This is a genomic window from Xanthomonas graminis pv. graminis (assembly GCF_030168915.1).
GTDB lineage: Bacteria > Pseudomonadota > Gammaproteobacteria > Xanthomonadales > Xanthomonadaceae > Xanthomonas_A > Xanthomonas_A translucens.
Genome location: NZ_CP076255.1, coordinates 4,050,559 through 4,065,659 on the forward strand (window position 1 = coordinate 4,050,559; position 15,101 = coordinate 4,065,659).

Here is a 15,101-nt window from a genome sequence, read left to right on the forward strand (position 1 = left end):
CCGATGATGCACAGCGCGCGCTCGGCAAACGTGAAATAGATGTCAAATGCCGTTATACGGCGGCATGCGCTGCTCATGCGGTCGGCGTCAATGGCGCGACCTCGCGGATGCGGTCCAGCCAGACGTAGTGCTGTTGCTCTGGATGCAGCAGATCGTCCAGCCGCACCACACCGTTGACGCCCTCGCGTTCCTGCCGGTCGCGGAAGGTCTGCAAGGTGGGCCGCACCGAAACCGTACCGCTGACCTGGCTACCATCGTCCAAGCGCAGCAGCACCTGCGCCTGGTCCGGCAATTTCGGCAACCATGCCTGCAATGCGGCGATGGCGTCGGGATCGGTATGCACCGCATCGGCGTACTTGCTCATGCGCATCTCCTGCGAAGGACCCCGCGCAACATAGCGGCAATGCCGTGAAAACGCCGGGAAGTACGGCTACTGCTGGCGCGCGAAACGCACCGCGGACACCAGTTGGGCCACGCTGTACGGCTTGGCCAGGTGTTCCTGGAAGCCGGACTGCAACGCGCGGCGGCGATCGTCGGCACGCGCCAGCGCGGTCACCGCCACCGCCGGCAACTCGGCCGCCTGCAGCCCCATGTTGTCGCGGATGGTGCGGATCAGGCCATAGCCGTCCATGCCCGGCATGCCGATGTCGGTGACCATCACATCGATGCGGGTGTGGCCGCCATCGTCGAGCAGCGCCAACGCCTCGCTGGCGGAACCGGCGGTGACCACCGCCGCGCCCTGTTCCTCGAGCAGCCGCCGCAGGTATTCGAGCATGTCCGGCTGGTCTTCCACCGCCAGCAGGCGCATGCCCTTCAGCGCATACGCTTCCACCACCTGCTCGGCCACCGCGAACGTGCGCACCTCGCGCATCGGCCGCTTGCCCGCCTTGTCGCGGTGCAGCGGCAGGCGCACGGTGAACACCGCGCCGCAGCCGCGGCCTTCGCTGGCCGCACTGACCTGGCCGCCATGCATTTCCACCAGTTGCTGCACGATCGCCAGGCCCAGGCCGAGGCCGCCGTGCAGGCGGGTGGTGGTGCCGTCGGCCTGGCGGAAGCGGCCGAACAGATGCGGCAGGAACTCCGGCGGAATGCCGTCGCCGGAATCGCGTACCGCCACCGTGGCGTGTTCGCCATCGGCATCGACGTCGATCGCCAGCTCGATGCGGCCGTGCGCCGGGGTGAACTTGATCGCATTGGACAACAGGTTCCAAAACACCTGCTGCAGGCGCGTGGCGTCGCCCAGCACCACGCACGGATGCGACGGCTCGCGCAGGGTCAGCGCCTGGTCCTTGCCCTCGGCCACCGGCTCCTGCGCGCGCAGCGCTTCGCGCACCTGTTCGGTCAGGTCCAGCGCCTCCACTTCCAGCTGCACCTTGCCCAGCAGCATGCTGCTCAGGTCGAGCATGTCCGAGATCAGCCGCTGCTGCGCGCGCGCGCTGCTGGCGATCACCGACAGCCCCTTGCTGCTCGGGTCGCCCGGCGGCAGCCGCTGCAGCAGCAGGTCGCTCCAGCCCAGGATGGTGGTCAGCGGCGTGCGCAGTTCGTGCGACAGCGTGGCCAGGAATTCGTCCTTCAGCCGCGCCATGCTCTCGGCCGCGTTGCGCGCGCTGCGCTCCGATTCCAGCAGTTGCTCGCGGGCCAGTTCGATGTTGCGGCGTTCGGTGACGTCGGGGCTGCTGCCGGCCAGGCCGATGAATTCGCCCTCGGCCGAATAGCGCGGCACCGCGGTCATCTCGATCCAGCGCCACTCGCCGTCGTGGCGGCGCGCGCGCACCAGCGCGCGCAGGTTGCGCTGCACGTCCAGCGCGCTGCGCAGTTCGAACGCGAACACGCCGGCATCCTCCGGGTGCAGCACGTCGCCCCAGCCCGGCCACGCGTCGTCGGCCTGCAGGTCGATGCCGAAGAATTCGGCGTAGGCGGTATTGGTGAAACGCAGCTGGCCGCTGGCGTCCAGTACCCACACCGGCATCGGCAGGCCCTCGGCGAGCGCGCTGAAACGCGCCTCGCTCTCGGCCAGGTCGCGCTCCACGCGCTTGCGCTCGGTGATGTCGAGGAATTGCACGGCGACCAGATGCCGTTCCGGCGCGCCAATGCGGAACGCCTCCACCGCCCACCAGCGGCCGAACCCGCCGGCGAAGTTCTCGAACTTGGCCGAGCGCCCGCTCAGCGCCACCTCGCCGTACATGCGGAACCAATGCTCCTCGTTGGTCGGCGACAGTTCGCGGATGCGCTTGCCGATCACGTCGTGCAGGCCAGTCTCGCGCTCGAACGCCTGGTTGACCTCCAGGAACACGTAATCGACCGCGCGTTGATCCGCGTCGAACAGCACCTGCACCACGCAGAAACCGGAGTCGATCTTGTCGAAGATCTCGCGGTAGTGCAGATCCGACGCCTGCGTGCGCGACGTGGAGGAAGATTCGGTGCTGACATGCATGACGGAGTTTGCTCTGGAAACGGCCTACGGCGGCGGAGCGACAGCGCGCTCCGCGCCCACGGCGTGATGACGGATGCACAGGACCGGCAATGGCACGACGGACCCCGCATCTTGTGAAGCCGCTCCGCTGCCGTCAAGCCGGCCCGGCCGCCCGGCGGCGGCAGGTCACCAGAAGAAGGCGACGACCAGCACGATCCCCACCAGCGCCAGCGCGATCCCCGCGAGAACGCCCCATTGGGTCAGCTGCGCGCTGCGCAGCGCCTGTTCTTCCAGCCAGCGCTCGGCCTCCTGCCGCCATGACGGCGGCGGCGACTGCTCCAGCATCTGCTGGACCCGCGCCACCCCCAGCACGCGGCATTGCTGCCGGCACTGTTCGGGCGCGGTGGCCTGTTCTGGCGCGCTTGCGCAGGACATCGCGGTCTGCTCCCGGCCTAGCCCAGCGTGAAGCGCGGGGTGTCGCTGGTCAGTTCCTGCTCCACCGCCCTAAGCGCAAGCCGCGTGTAGTTGGCGCGCGGGCCGGCGCCGCGGCCGACGATCAGGCCCAGATACTCCAGACCGCTCCAGACCCGCGCCTTCCACTCGACTCCGCTCTCGGCAAGCACCAGGGTCAGCGAATAGCGGAAACCCTGCCCCTGCGGATTGCGGCAGGCGTAGATCGGCGGGAACTGCACCGCCACGTCCTGCTGCTCGCCGAGCGAGGCCAGGTAACGGCGCAGTTCCTGGCGCACGTCCTCGCCCGGGTTCAGCCGCAGGTGACGCGCCGCCGCGTCCAGGTCCGCCTGTTGATCGACGAAGCTGGCCGCGCCGCTCGCCGGGCTGTGCCCATGGCGCTTGGCCCAGTCGATGAATTGCAGGCGCACGTCCGAGGCGGCGTGGGCCTGGTGGAACAACGGCATCTTCATGCGATCCCCGCATCACCTTGGTTGCCGCCATGGTCGCGCCGGCGCCGTGAAGCACGCGGCGACGCGGCGTGAACCGCGTGTCACCTGGCCGCGCCCATGAACCGGCGAAGAACGAACGCCGCACCCGGCGGCGCCGCGATTGCGGCCGCGCCCGCGCAGGCACACACTGGCCTGGCCGTTTCCGTGGAGATCCGCGATGAAGATCCGATATGCCTGGACGGCGCTGGCCCTGGCCTGCCTGCTGGCGGGCGGCGCCTCCGCCGCGACCCGCAACGTCACCGACCCGCAGGCCGTGCGCAGCACCGAGGGCGACAGCCCGGTACAGGTGCGCTGGACCGACCCCGCCGCCTTCAGCGAACTGCGCTACAGCCGCAATCGCTGGGAAGCGCAGCGCGGCGACTGGGTGAAGCAACTGGCCGACTACCTGCAGCAGCGCGCCGGCAAGCAACTGGCGCCCGGCCAGCGGCTGCAGGTGGAGCTGACCGACATCAAGCGCGCCGGCGACTACGAGCCCTGGCACGGCCCGCAATGGAACGACGTGCGGGTCATGCGCGACATCTACCCGCCGCGCATCAGCTTGAACTTCACCCTGTACGGCGCCGACGGACAGGTGCTGGACCAGGGCGAGCGCAAGCTGCTCGACAGCAGCTACCTGATGAACAGCGCGATCGGCCTGAACAACGATCCGCTGCGCTACGAGAAGCGGATGCTCGACGACTGGCTGCGCCGCCAGTTCCGCGAGCAGGCGGCGGTGGCCGAGCGCTGAGCGGGGGATGTGGCTGCGGATAGGGCTGGGAATCGGGAACAGCATGCGCGGACCATCCTGCGCGTGAAACCCGGCGTTTCAGCCGACCCCGGCTTTTGTAGGAGCGGCTTCAGACGCGACCAGACGCGACCGGTAACGCCCCGGTCGCGGCTGAAGCCGCTCCTACAAAAGAGCGGAAGGTTTCAGGCGACGCAAGGCGCGCGCCCTTGCAGGAGGGACTTCAGTCCCGACTGCCCCCACGCCCGGTGCGGCCAGCGCATCGCTGACTGCGATCGACGCGCGAGACCACGCATTCCCGGCCTGACGGTCGCAGCCCGAGGCCCCCCGCCGCCGCCCCTGCAAGCGCCTGCGACGCTCAGCCGCCCAGGTACTGCCGCGGCGCGCGCTTGAGTCCGCACAGCAGGCGATAGGCGCTGGAGCCGCAGCGCGCGGCCAGGGCGTCGATGCGCGGCTGCGCGCCCCATAGCTGCACCTCGCTACCGAGCCCGGCCTGCGGGTGCTCGGTCAGGTCCACGGTCAGCATGTCCATCGAGACCCGCCCGATCAGCGCGCCGGGCGCCCCGTCGATCAGCACCGGCGTGCCGTTCGGCGCGAACTGCGGATAGCCGTCGGCGTAGCCGATCGCGACCACGCCGACCCGGGTCGGGCGCGGCGCGACGAAGCGCGCGCCATAGCCGACCGGCTCGCCGACGGCCAGGTCGCGCACCGCGATCACCTTGGACTGCAGGGTCATCACCGGGCGCAGTTCGCCCGGCAGTTCGGCGCCGGCGGCGAACGGGTCGGCGCCGTACAGCATCAGCCCGGGGCGGCCCCAGTCGCTATGCAGTTGCGGCCAGCCCAGCAGCCCCGGCGAATTGCACAGGCTGGTCTCCCCGGCCAAGCCGGCGGTGGCCTGGCGGAACACCTCGGCCTGCTCCAGGGTGCGCGCGCTGTCCAGTTCGTCGGCGCGCGCGAAATGGCTCATCAGCACCAGCCGTTCGACCTGCGGCAGCGCGCTCAGCCGCGCATGCGCGGCACGGAATTCGTGCGGCGCCAGGCCCAGCCGGTGCATGCCGCTGTCCAGCTTCAGCCACAGGCACAGCGGCTGCGGCGCGGCATAGGCGGCGATCGCCTCCACCTGCCATGGCGAGGCCACCGCGCACCACAGCCGGTGCTCGGCGATCAGCGGCAGTTCGTCGGCGTCGAAGATGCCTTCCAGCAGCAGGATCGGCGCGGCGATGCCGGCCTGGCGCAGTTCCAGCGCCTCCTCGATGCAGGCCACCGCGAAGCCGTCGGCCTGCGCTTCCAGCGCGCGCGCGCAAGCCACCGCGCCGTGCCCGTAGGCATCGGCCTTGACCACCGCCAGCGCCTTGCCGCCGCCCAGCCGCCGGGCCAGGCGGTAGTTGTGGCGCAGCGCCTGCAGATCGATCAACGCACGGGCTGGGCGCACGCACTTGCCTCGGCGACGGGCACCGAGGCGCCGCGCGAATAACGGAAAATGTCCAGGCCCTCGCCGCTGATCTGCGGCTGGCGTGAGGCGATCAGGTCGGCCAGATAGCGACCGGAGCCGCAGGCCATGGTCCAGCCGAGGGTGCCGTGGCCGGTGTTGAGGAACAGGTTGCGGTAGCCGGTGGCGCCGACCACCGGGGTGCCGTCGGGCGTGGCCGGGCGCAGCCCGGTCCAGAATTCGGCGCGGGCCAGGTCGCCGCCGCGCGGGTACAGGTCGTTCACTACGTTTTCCAGGGTGGCGCGGCGCCGCGCCGGCAGCGACAGGTCGAAGCCGGCCAGTTCGGCCATGCCGCCGACGCGGATGCGCTGGTCGAAGCGGGTGATCGCCACTTTGTAGGTTTCGTCGAGGATGGTGGACATCGGGGCCAGCGCCGCGTCGCGGATCGGCAACGTCAGCGAATAGCCCTTCAACGGATACACCGGCAGGCGGATGCCCAGCGGCGCGAGCAGCTGCGGAGAATAACTGCCCAGGGCGACCACGTAACGGTCGGCGCGCTCCAGGCGGCCGCCGATGCGCACGCCGTCGAGGCGGTCGCCGTCGGCGTACAGGCCGTCGATGGTCTCGCCGTAGCGGAACTGCACGCCGGCCGCGGCGGCCAGCGCGGCCAGGCGCTGGGTGAACAGGCGGCAATCGCCGGTCTGGTCGTTGGGCAGGCGCAGCGCGCCGACCAGGGTGGCCGGGGCGCTGGCCAGCGCCGGCTCGATGCGGGCGATGCCGGCGCGGTACAGCAGTTCGTAGGGCACGCCGTACTCGCGCAGCACCTCGATGTCCTTGGCCGCGCCGTCCAGCTGCGCCTGGGTGCGGAACAGCTGGGTGGTGCCGAGCTGGCGGCCTTCGTAGGCGATGCCGGTGTCGGCACGCAGCTGGTCCAGGCAGTCGCGGCTGTATTCGGACAACCGCACCATGCGCGCCTTGTTGATCGCATAGCGCTCGGCGGTGCAGTTGCGCAGCATCTGCGCCAGCCACAGGTACTGGTGGATGTCGCCAGTGGGGGTGATCGCCAGCGGCGCGTGGCGCTGGAACAGCCATTTCAGCGCCTTCAGCGGCACTCCGGGCGCGGCCCACGGCGAAGCGTAGCCGGGCGACACCTGGCCGGCGTTGGCATAGCTGGTCTCCAGCGCGGCCGCGGGCTGGCGATCGACCACCGTCACCTCGCAGCCGCTGCGCGCCAGATACCACGCCGTGGCCGTGCCGATCACACCACTGCCGAGAACCAGAACCCGCATGCACTCACCTCTGTCGGATCAAATCCCTGGCTGGATGGCGCCACGGATGGGTTTAGGCGCAGTATATGAAGCGCAAGCCAGGATTTTCTCCTGATTTTCGAACATCGGACAGGTCAATGCCCTGCCCCAGCCCACCGAGACCTGCGCCATGGCCGCCCGCGCCCGCGAACTGGACAAGATCGACCGCAAGATCCTGCGCATTCTGCAGCAGGAAGGGCGTATTTCCTTCACCGAACTCGGCGAGCGGGTCGGCCTGTCGACCACCCCATGCACCGAGCGGGTGCGCCGGCTGGAGCGCGACGGCGCCATCATCGGCTACTACGCGCGGCTGGACCCGCATTACCTCAAGGCCAGCCTGCTGGTGTTCGTGGAGATCAGCCTGGCCTATAAGTCCGGCGACATCTTCGAGGAATTCCGCCGCGCCGCGTTGAAGCTGCCCAACGTGCTGGAGTGCCACCTGGTCTCCGGCGACTTCGACTACCTGCTCAAGGCGCGGATCAGCGAGATGGCCTCGTACCGCAAGCTGCTCGGCAGCACCCTGCTGACCCTGCCGCATGTGCGCGCGTCCAAGAGCTACATCGTAATGGAGGAAGTGAAGGAGACGCTGAGCCTGCCGATCGCCGACTGAGCATAAGGCCCTCTGCCACCGGCCTGATTAGCGCTGTGTCTCAGCTGTCGTACGCAGTTGCTGCTCTGTGAGCCTTCCCGCGCCGGCCAGGGCACTGGCCAGGCGCGGCACCATGGCGGCCAGGTTGAAGCGGCGATTGAAGCGGTAGGCATGCGCATGCAGGTAGCGCGCGCCGTATTTGGGGAAGTCCACCGCATGGTGGGTGCCGCTAAGCGCCGTTTTGAGATTGCCCAGGATCGTATTGACCCAACGCAGACGAGGCTGCTGGACGCCTTTGCGGCCGCTTCCGGTCACGATGGCATCGTGGGTCAGGCCTGCCCAGCCCACACCGGTGAACGCTGTCAGCCCATCACTGACGACATGGGTGCCCGGTGCCAGTGCCTGCTGAGCCCACGTGTGCACGACGCTTCTTCGGAAGCTGGAGACCACATCCAGGCGGAGATAGCGCGGGCGCCCTTGATGCAGGGAAACCGCTGCAATAAACGGCACTTTATTGCGCCACTGCGGTTGGCCTGGACCACCGGCGCGTTCGCCGCCCAGATAGGCATCATCGATCTGGACCTCTCCGTCGAGCCGGCGTGACTGCTCACGATCGGCCATCGCCGACATCACTTTGTGCTTGATCCGCCATGCAGTGCGATAGCACACGCCCAGTTGCCGAGCCAGTTCCAGCGCAGCAATTCCGTTCTTGGCTTGGCTCACCAGATAGATGGCCAGCCACCACACCCGCAAGGGAAGCTTGGTGTCTGCCATGGGCGTGCCGGCGGTCAAGCTGGTCTGTACCCGGCAGCGCGCGCACTGCCACAGGTGCTGGCGTCCCCGCTCAAAGCCACTGGCATGCGTGTGTCCGCACTGCGGACACACGAAGCCATTGGGCCACCTGGCCTGAACCAAGGCCTCGACACATTGCGCCTCGGAGCCGTAGCGGCTCAGAAAAGCCGGAATCGAAAGCCCCTTTTGGAACTGGATCCGATTGAGCGTCATCGCCGTATCTCACTGAAGAACCTGCATTTCTAAACCAAGGCAGCATCACCAGCTGAGACACAGCGCTAATCAGGTGCCACCGGGAGAGGGATCGGGGTGAGGGTCCGGCGCGCAGCGTCTTGCGGAGTTTGGGGGCATGAGGCTGCGCCCGGACCCGCATCCGCCCCTGCGGGGCACCTTGCCCCGAACAGGGGGCCATGGTCCCGACGGGAGAAGGAAATGCGCAGCGCCCCCGCAGCATCGGCCTGCGCGCCGGACACGCTTACGCCAGCAGCTTTTCCAGCTCGTCGCGCGGGGTGTGCGCGTGGTTCTTGGCCAGTTCCGACACTACCCGCTTCTGGACTTCCTTGTGCAGCAGAGGCCGCAACTGGCCCAGGGTCTGCGGGTCGGCGACCAGCACCAGGTGTTCGAAGTCGCTGCGCAAGGCGCTTTGGTACAGGCGCTCGGCCAACTGGCGGACGAAGCCGGCCTCGTCCATGGTCATCGGCCGGTCGCCATCCTCGACGCCTTCGATCGGCGTGGGCGTCAGCACTTCGGTCTGCTCCAGCAACGAGGTCTGCCCGGCCAGATTGGTGCGGAACAGGCGGGCGCTGACGCGATCGGCGACGACGACCAGGGTGTTGTCGGGAAGCTTGCTCATCGGTTCTCCTAGCGAAGGTACGGCGCAGACGACGTGAGCGCCTGCGTCGGGCCAGTCTAGGAAGCGGTTCGTGAGGATCGCGACCACGGAGCGTTGGCCGGTTTTCACGCAACGGCCATGCGCTCCACCGATCGGCGCCTACTCGTCGATGCGCTGGCCGTCGCCGCTGGGCACGGTGCTGTAGTAGCGGCCGCTGCGCGTGTCGAGCACGCGGTTGGGGCCGACCTGCAGCGCACCGGGAATGACGCGGCCGCCGCGGTCGTACAGTTTGACCGGGCGGCGGTCGGCGGCGGCATTGGCGCCGTTGGCGGGTGCCGGCTTGGCCTTGGCTGGTTTGTGCGCGGGCGACTGCGGCGACTGCGGCCGGTCGTCCAGGCTGGACGACACGGGCGCGGCCTGGTAGCCGGCGCCGACTGCAGCGTGGTCGCCTGCCGGCTGGCGGTCGGCGACGACGGGGCCGGATTGAGGCTCTGCGCGCTCGCCAGCGCAGGCAGCAGCAGCGTCATGGCGGCCGCGCGGATCAGGGAAGAATGCACAACCGCTCCATTGCACCAGCGTCGATGCGCCAACGCTAGCGCAACCGGGGCGCCACGTCGATACGGGCGCGAATGCGGCTTGATCGCCGCGGCGACGCCCTCATCTTGTGCGCATCCCTCCGCGCCGCAGGCCCCGCCATGAGCCGATTCGACCTCACGCCTCCCACCTCTGCCGAACGCGAGCGCCTGATCGCCGGACTCGACGACGAGGAGCGCCGGGTGCTGCTGCAGCACGGCACCGAAGCACCGTTCTGCGGCGTGTTCCTGGACAACAAACTGGAGGGCGTCTACAGCTGCCGGCTGTGCGGACTGCCGCTGTTCCGCTCCAGCGCCAAGTTCGATTCGGGCACCGGCTGGCCCAGTTTCTTCGCGCCCTACCATCCGGCCCACGTGCGCGAGATCCGCGACAGCAGCCACGGCATGATCCGCACCGAGATCGTCTGCGCGCGCTGTGACAGCCATCTCGGCCACGTGTTCCCGGACGGCCCGCCGCCCAGCGGCGAGCGGCATTGCCTGAACTCTGTGTCGCTGCAATTCACCGAGCAGGGCCAGGCGCTGCCCAATCCGTTGCGCCGCGGCGGCGGCGACAGCGAACCGGCCTGAGCGCCGCGGCGCCGTGCTGCAGGCCGCTGCGACGCGGCGCTGCCCATCGTCCTTGAAAACAACGCGGACCCGCTGCGACACGCGATCCTGAGAACAGTGCGCACCCGCTGCAACACACAATCTTGAGAACAACGCGCACCCGCCGCAGCACGCGCTAGCGAAGAAACTTTCGCTGCGCGTCAGCAATGCCTCCGCTGCGGCAGTTCGCCGTGCCCGAGTGCGCGCCAGCGCTAATGCGAAACGGCTCCGCAACGGTGCAACGCACGCCGGCGTACGTTGCAGTTGCGCCGCGCCAGCGGCGCTTTCACACGCCTCTTCACACCCATCTTCACGCCGCCGCCGCGACAGCGCCGCCTTCAGAAAGCCGCCGCCGGGCCGAAATGGAAGTATCCCCGTTCACCGCTCGCAGGCTGCTTCCGCCATGCTCATCATTGTTGGCTTCCTTGTCGTCATCATCAGCGTGGTCGGCGGCTACGTGCTCTCGCACGGCAAGCTCGGCGCGCTATGGCAGCCTTACGAATTGATGATCATCGGCGGCGCGGCGCTGGGTGCGTTCCTGGTCAGCACCCCGGCCAAGATCGTCAAAGCAACCTTCGTCGACATCCTCGGCGCGTTCAAGGGCCCCAGGTACAAGTCCGACGACTACCGGGCCACGCTGACCCTGATCTACGAGCTGTTGAACAAGGCGCGGCGCGACGGCTTCATGGCACTGGAAGACCATGTCGAAAAGCCGGCCGACAGCGCGATCTTCGGCAATTATCCGAAGCTGCTGGCCGACCACCACCTGCTCGACTTCATCACCGACTGCCTGCGCCTGATGATCGGCAGCAACATCGAGCCGCATGAGCTGGAGCCGCTGCTGGAACTGGAGCTGGAAAAGCACCACCACGAGGCGATGGCGCCGGCGCATGCGTTGAGCAAGGTCTCCGATGGCCTGCCCGGTTTCGGCATCGTCGCCGCGGTGCTCGGCATCGTCATCACCATGGGTTCGATCGGCGGCCCGATCGAGGAGATCGGCCACCACGTCGGCGCCGCGCTGGTCGGCACCTTCCTCGGCATCCTGCTGGCCTATGGGTTCGTCGCGCCGCTGTCGGCGGCGATGGAAGCGCGCGCCGAGCAGGACAGCCGCATCTTCGAATCGGTGAAGACCGCGCTGCTGGCCTGCCTGCGCGGCTACAACCCGAAGATCGCGCTGGAGTTCGCGCGCAAGACCCTGCCGAGCAACGTGCGGCCGAGCTTCTCGGACTTCGAGACGCACCTGAAGACGATCAAGTAGCGCCGCAGCCATGCCGGAGACCAAAGCCACCGTCGTCATCCGCCGGGTCAAGAAGGTCCAGGGCGGCGGCCATCATGGCGGCGCCTGGAAGGTGGCCTTCGCCGACTTCGTGACCGCGATGATGGCCTTCTTCCTGGTGCTGTGGCTGGTCGCGGCGACTACCAAGGAACAGCGCGCGGCGATCTCCGAATACTTCCGCAATCCCAGCCCGCTGGTAGGCAAGAGCCCGGCGCCGAGTCCCGGCATGGCCGGTCCCGGCGGCGCCAGCACCTCGATGATCAAGCTCGGCGGCAGCGCGGACATGCAGCGCGGCGACAACAAGGATCCGTTCGGCAGCAAGAGCCTGAACGGCGACACGCAAAGCAAGGCGGCGCAGCGCGAGAAGGAAAAGCAGCGCCTGGAAGCGCTGATGCAGGACCTGAAGCAAGCGATCGACAAGAGCCAGGCGCTGGAGCCGTTCAAGGACCAGCTGTTGCTGGACCTGACCCCGGACGGCCTGCGCATCCAGATCGTGGACAAGGAAAACCGGCCGATGTTCGACATCGGCAGCGCGGTGCTCAAGCCCTATACCCGCGACATCCTGCACGAGCTGTCCGGCTTCATCAACGAAGTGCCCAACCACATCAGCATCACCGGCCACACCGACGTCACCCAGTACAGCGGCAAGAACGGCTACAGCAACTGGGAGCTGAGCGCGGACCGCGCCAATGCCGCGCGGCGCGAGCTGGTGGTCGGCGGCATGGGCGAAGACAAGGTGTCGCGCGTGGTCGGCCTGTCCTCGTCGATCCTGTTCGACAAGCAGACGCCGGACAACCCGATCAACCGCCGCATCAGCATCGTGGTGATGACCAAGGATGCCGAGGAGGCGGCGCTGGCCGGCAGCGACCATGCGCTGGCGCTGGGCAAGCCGCAGAGCGATGCCGACACCAAGGTGCCGGACCTGAGCGCCACGGCAAGCGCGGCGCCGCCGCCGTTGCCCGCCGCGGTGAAGCTGCCGGCCCAGGTCGCGGCAGCGCCTGCCGCGGCGCCGGCGGCAAGCGCCGCCAGGCCGGCGACGGTGACGGTCGCGGCGCCGCGCACCACCTCTCCGGAAATCGCCGCCGACGCCGCCCGCGAAGCGATCCGCGCGGTCAACAGCGTCACCGGCGGCAAGCCGCGCAGCCGTGCGGCGCCGTCGCCGGCAACGGTGACGGTGACCGCCACCGCCGAGGATCCGGAGCAGCGCTGAGACGTTTCGGCGCGTTACCAGACCTGTCGGCGCGTTACCCCTCCTGTGTAGGAGCGGCTTCAGCCGCGACAAGGCGTTACCAGGACAGCTCCGGTCGCGGCTGAAGCCGCTCCTACAGTTGCCCCTTGCGCCTGGCTGCGGAACAAGCGCTCCAGACGGTCCACCGCATTGCGCACTCGCGCCGCAGCGCTCACGGTGCCAGCGGTTGCGCCACGCCTTGCGCGATCGCCTGCTGCACGATGCGTTCGATGTCGCGCTGCAACGCCGCGTTGGCCAGCTGCTGGCGTTGCGCCAGTGCCGCCTGTTGCCTGGCGAACCCCGCCTGCTGTTCGGCCAACGCCAACTGGCGCTTGGCCAATGCCTGCATCTGCGGCGCGTAATCGGCCTGCGCCGCGTCGATGAGTGGCGCAGCTGCGGACGCGGCCTGATCGCCGCTGGCGGCGCGCCGCGCCTGCGCGCCGGCGGCCCTGGCCTGCTCGACGGCCACGCCCGCCTGGCGCTGCGCGATGGCGCCCTGCTGCTCGCCGAGCTCACCCTGGCGCTGACCCAGCTGCCCCTGTTGCGCGCCGAGTTCGCCCTGCTGCCGTGCCAGCGCCTGGACCGGCGCATAGGCGGCCTTCACTTGCCCGAGGGTGGCCGCATCGCGCACCACGTAGCGCTTGCCGTCCCTGCGGATCCACCACAGCGTCTCCTCGCCGCGGCGCGCGCGCCGCGCCTCGCGCAGGTCGCCGCTGCTACCGTACACGTTGGTGTCCCCCTGTTCGAACAGCACCGACGCGGTGCGGCGATCGTTGGACAGGGTGGTGACGCTGGAACGGATCGCCATGCGCTGCGCGCCGGCCACGTGGTGCGGCGGCATCGGCGCTGCGGGCGGCGCTGGCGCTGCCGGTTCGGCGCTCGGCAGCCCCGCATCCTGCGTGCCTGCCTGTGCGCAAGAGATCGCGGCAACGGCGACAGCGGCCAGGACCAGCAAGGCGGCGCGGCAGCGCCAGAGCGTGAGGTGCGAGTGCAGCATGCGGTGTCTCCTGGTGGGCGGATCGAAATGGACGAGGCGATGGCATCCGCGCAGCGCGAAGCCGCCGGCAGCGCCACGGACCAAGCGCTGGCGTAGCGCGCTGCCGATTCCGCTGCCAGGGCGAACCCCCGCCGCGGCTGCGGGACGATGGTTCGGGCAGTGCGTCGGTGTCGGCAACCGATAACTACACCTGTAGCCAAACTATCGATGACTACACATGTCGTCAATCCTGCCGAAGGTCATGCCGGCCGGCCCCGCTACAATGGCGCCCACTCCGCGAGCGAGACGAACGTGTCCAAGCAATCCAAAGCCAAGCGCGACAAGCGCAAGAAGCAGCAACCCAAACGCGGCTTCGCCCGCTTGGGCCGCGAGCAGCCCATCGCCAACCACGCCGTGCTGCAGGACGACAGCGGCCGGGTGCTGGCCGCGATCGGCCTGCAGGGCAGCGAATGGCTGCTGTCGGTCGGCGGCCAGACCATGGGCAACGCCGACAACCCGGTGCCGATGCTGGCGATGCTCAAGCACCTGGCCAACGTGCAGGAGCAGGAAGGCAACACCATCACCCTGGACTACTCGACCCAGTTGCAGCAGATGATCGACGACCTGGCCGCCGACGAAGGCCAGACCGCGGCCGAATATCTGGACGCGCTGGTCGCCGAATTCGCCGAGGGCGATGACGCCACGACCGAAGAAGATGGCGTCACCGATGCGGGCAACGCTGCTGCCGATGACGCAGATACCGATGCATCGGCCGGCAAGGCGGAAAGCGACTCCGTGGCGACCACACCTGCCGCCGACGCCGAAGCGGACGCCGACAGCAAGCACAAGCCCGCCTGATCGGCGCGGCGATGGCGGTCTACATCGACGATGCGGTGCATCCCTGGCGCGGCCAGCGCTGGGGACATCTGCTCGCCGATACGCTGGACGAACTGCATGCGATGGCGGCGCGGCTGGGCATTCCCCGCCGCGCCTTTCAGAACAAACTCAGCGGCGCGCACTACGACGTGCCCGCCGCCTTGCGCGACGAAGCGATCCGGCTGGGCGCGCTGCCGGTGTCGCGGCACACCGATCGCGCGCTGATGAAGGCACTGATCCGCCAGGCCCGCGCACAGGCGCGCGGCGAGATGGACTGACGCGCACGCGCGAGCGGCACGGCTAGGTTGCCCACGCCCCTGCGCACGTGTCCGGCAACACCGCCGCCCAGGCTTTGGCAACGCGACGCACTCACGCCAACGCTGCTACGCCGCCGACATCCCGTGTGCGTGGCTTGCCCCTTTGCAGCGCAGCTGTCCCCACCACCAACCGCAACCGGTGCTGCGTCGCAACGCACTGTCCATAACGGCGTGTCGGCATTTGTCTACAGGCCATCCAACG

General features: G+C 68.9%; 17 protein-coding genes. 7 read left to right on the forward strand and 10 right to left on the reverse strand.

The window, feature by feature from the left end:
• Nucleotides 1-73: 73 nt before the first annotated feature.
• The 4 genes from KHF85_RS17575 to KHF85_RS17590 all read right to left on the reverse strand — a co-directional run bounded on the left by KHF85_RS17575 (nt 74) and on the right by KHF85_RS17590 (nt 3,336).
• On the reverse strand, nt 74-364 hold the full coding sequence (locus KHF85_RS17575; protein ID WP_284567648.1) for a DUF3247 family protein: 291 nt from the start codon (nt 362-364) through the stop codon (nt 74-76).
• Between the two features lie 66 nt (nt 365-430).
• Nucleotides 431-2,434: a PAS domain-containing hybrid sensor histidine kinase/response regulator gene (locus KHF85_RS17580; protein WP_284567649.1), complete on the reverse strand. Its 2,004-nt coding sequence runs from the start codon at nt 2,432-2,434 to the stop codon at nt 431-433.
• A gap of 165 nt (nt 2,435-2,599) precedes the next feature.
• Nucleotides 2,600-2,848, reverse strand: coding sequence for a hypothetical protein (locus KHF85_RS17585; RefSeq protein ID WP_284567650.1), 249 nt, complete (start codon nt 2,846-2,848; stop codon nt 2,600-2,602).
• A gap of 17 nt (nt 2,849-2,865) precedes the next feature.
• Nucleotides 2,866-3,336, reverse strand: coding sequence for a hypothetical protein (locus KHF85_RS17590; protein WP_284567651.1), 471 nt, complete (start codon nt 3,334-3,336; stop codon nt 2,866-2,868).
• Between the two features lie 196 nt (nt 3,337-3,532).
• On the opposite strand from KHF85_RS17590, the gene KHF85_RS17595 reads away from it, so the two are divergent.
• Entirely contained in the window at nt 3,533-4,102 is a 570-nt protein-coding gene (locus tag KHF85_RS17595) for a DUF3016 domain-containing protein (RefSeq protein WP_284567652.1), read from the forward strand.
• 355 nt (nt 4,103-4,457) lie between these two features.
• Here KHF85_RS17595 and alr read toward each other — a convergent pair whose 3' ends face one another.
• Both alr and KHF85_RS17605 read right to left on the reverse strand, forming a co-directional pair.
• On the reverse strand, nt 4,458-5,531 hold the full coding sequence (alr, locus tag KHF85_RS17600; RefSeq protein ID WP_284567653.1) for an alanine racemase: 1,074 nt from the start codon (nt 5,529-5,531) through the stop codon (nt 4,458-4,460).
• Complete coding sequence (locus tag KHF85_RS17605; RefSeq protein WP_284567654.1) at nt 5,510-6,817, reverse strand: D-amino acid dehydrogenase; 1,308 nt, start codon at nt 6,815-6,817, stop codon at nt 5,510-5,512. The genes alr and KHF85_RS17605 overlap by 22 nt, the downstream gene beginning before the upstream one ends.
• A 148-nt stretch (nt 6,818-6,965) precedes the next feature.
• Here KHF85_RS17605 and KHF85_RS17610 point away from each other — a divergent pair, with 148 nt between their 5' ends.
• Complete coding sequence (locus KHF85_RS17610; RefSeq protein WP_284567655.1) at nt 6,966-7,445, forward strand: AsnC family transcriptional regulator; 480 nt, start codon at nt 6,966-6,968, stop codon at nt 7,443-7,445.
• Between the two features lie 27 nt (nt 7,446-7,472).
• Here the strand turns inward: KHF85_RS17610 and KHF85_RS17615 are convergent, their stop codons facing one another.
• The 3 genes from KHF85_RS17615 to KHF85_RS17625 all read right to left on the reverse strand — a co-directional run bounded on the left by KHF85_RS17615 (nt 7,473) and on the right by KHF85_RS17625 (nt 9,456).
• Nucleotides 7,473-8,429, reverse strand: coding sequence for an IS1595 family transposase (locus tag KHF85_RS17615; protein ID WP_284566649.1), 957 nt, complete (start codon nt 8,427-8,429; stop codon nt 7,473-7,475).
• 262 nt (nt 8,430-8,691) lie between these two features.
• On the reverse strand, nt 8,692-9,069 hold the full coding sequence (locus KHF85_RS17620; protein WP_039007975.1) for a baeRF12 domain-containing protein: 378 nt from the start codon (nt 9,067-9,069) through the stop codon (nt 8,692-8,694).
• A gap of 138 nt (nt 9,070-9,207) precedes the next feature.
• A complete protein-coding gene (locus KHF85_RS17625) occupies nt 9,208-9,456 on the reverse strand; it encodes a hypothetical protein (RefSeq protein WP_284567656.1) in 249 nt (82 codons plus the stop codon).
• A gap of 287 nt (nt 9,457-9,743) precedes the next feature.
• Here KHF85_RS17625 and msrB point away from each other — a divergent pair, with 287 nt between their 5' ends.
• The 3 genes from msrB to motB all read left to right on the forward strand — a co-directional run bounded on the left by msrB (nt 9,744) and on the right by motB (nt 12,712).
• Nucleotides 9,744-10,208, forward strand: coding sequence for a peptide-methionine (R)-S-oxide reductase MsrB (gene msrB, locus KHF85_RS17630; protein WP_053837280.1), 465 nt, complete (start codon nt 9,744-9,746; stop codon nt 10,206-10,208).
• A gap of 421 nt (nt 10,209-10,629) precedes the next feature.
• Nucleotides 10,630-11,484 (forward strand): flagellar motor stator protein MotA, encoded by an 855-nt coding sequence (motA, locus tag KHF85_RS17635; protein WP_284567657.1) that lies wholly within the window; start codon nt 10,630-10,632, stop codon nt 11,482-11,484.
• Between the two features lie 10 nt (nt 11,485-11,494).
• The gene (motB, locus tag KHF85_RS17640) at nt 11,495-12,712 is read left to right on the forward strand and encodes a flagellar motor protein MotB (protein WP_284567658.1); all 1,218 of its coding nucleotides are present in this window, start codon (nt 11,495-11,497) and stop codon (nt 12,710-12,712) included.
• A 190-nt stretch (nt 12,713-12,902) separates the two neighbouring features.
• Here motB and KHF85_RS17645 read toward each other — a convergent pair whose 3' ends face one another.
• Nucleotides 12,903-13,727, reverse strand: a complete 825-nt coding sequence (locus KHF85_RS17645; protein WP_284567659.1) for a hypothetical protein — start codon at nt 13,725-13,727, stop codon at nt 12,903-12,905.
• 291 nt (nt 13,728-14,018) lie between these two features.
• Between KHF85_RS17645 and KHF85_RS17650 the strand changes: the two genes are divergently transcribed.
• Nucleotides 14,019-14,564 (forward strand): hypothetical protein, encoded by a 546-nt coding sequence (locus tag KHF85_RS17650; RefSeq protein ID WP_284567660.1) that lies wholly within the window; start codon nt 14,019-14,021, stop codon nt 14,562-14,564.
• A gap of 11 nt (nt 14,565-14,575) precedes the next feature.
• Complete coding sequence (locus tag KHF85_RS17655; RefSeq protein WP_284567661.1) at nt 14,576-14,860, forward strand: DUF4031 domain-containing protein; 285 nt, start codon at nt 14,576-14,578, stop codon at nt 14,858-14,860.
• Nucleotides 14,861-15,101 lie beyond the last annotated feature (241 nt).

What these genes read in the sequence shown, in the direction of transcription:
- KHF85_RS17575 (WP_284567648.1), bottom strand. Translation starts at nt 364, where the DNA reads ATGAGCAAGTACGCCGATGCGGTGCATACCGATCCCGACGCCATCGCC.
- KHF85_RS17580 (WP_284567649.1), bottom strand. Translation starts at nt 2,434, where the DNA reads ATGCATGTCAGCACCGAATCTTCCTCCACGTCGCGCACGCAGGCGTCG.
- KHF85_RS17585 (WP_284567650.1), bottom strand. Translation starts at nt 2,848, where the DNA reads ATGTCCTGCGCAAGCGCGCCAGAACAGGCCACCGCGCCCGAACAGTGC.
- KHF85_RS17590 (WP_284567651.1), bottom strand. Translation starts at nt 3,336, where the DNA reads ATGAAGATGCCGTTGTTCCACCAGGCCCACGCCGCCTCGGACGTGCGC.
- KHF85_RS17595 (WP_284567652.1), top strand. Translation starts at nt 3,533, where the DNA reads ATGAAGATCCGATATGCCTGGACGGCGCTGGCCCTGGCCTGCCTGCTG.
- KHF85_RS17605 (WP_284567654.1), bottom strand. Translation starts at nt 6,817, where the DNA reads ATGCGGGTTCTGGTTCTCGGCAGTGGTGTGATCGGCACGGCCACGGCG.
- KHF85_RS17610 (WP_284567655.1), top strand. Translation starts at nt 6,966, where the DNA reads ATGGCCGCCCGCGCCCGCGAACTGGACAAGATCGACCGCAAGATCCTG.
- KHF85_RS17615 (WP_284566649.1), bottom strand. Translation starts at nt 8,429, where the DNA reads ATGACGCTCAATCGGATCCAGTTCCAAAAGGGGCTTTCGATTCCGGCT.
- KHF85_RS17620 (WP_039007975.1), bottom strand. Translation starts at nt 9,069, where the DNA reads ATGAGCAAGCTTCCCGACAACACCCTGGTCGTCGTCGCCGATCGCGTC.
- msrB (WP_053837280.1), top strand. Translation starts at nt 9,744, where the DNA reads ATGAGCCGATTCGACCTCACGCCTCCCACCTCTGCCGAACGCGAGCGC.
- motA (WP_284567657.1), top strand. Translation starts at nt 10,630, where the DNA reads ATGCTCATCATTGTTGGCTTCCTTGTCGTCATCATCAGCGTGGTCGGC.
- motB (WP_284567658.1), top strand. Translation starts at nt 11,495, where the DNA reads ATGCCGGAGACCAAAGCCACCGTCGTCATCCGCCGGGTCAAGAAGGTC.
- KHF85_RS17645 (WP_284567659.1), bottom strand. Translation starts at nt 13,727, where the DNA reads ATGCTGCACTCGCACCTCACGCTCTGGCGCTGCCGCGCCGCCTTGCTG.
- KHF85_RS17655 (WP_284567661.1), top strand. Translation starts at nt 14,576, where the DNA reads ATGGCGGTCTACATCGACGATGCGGTGCATCCCTGGCGCGGCCAGCGC.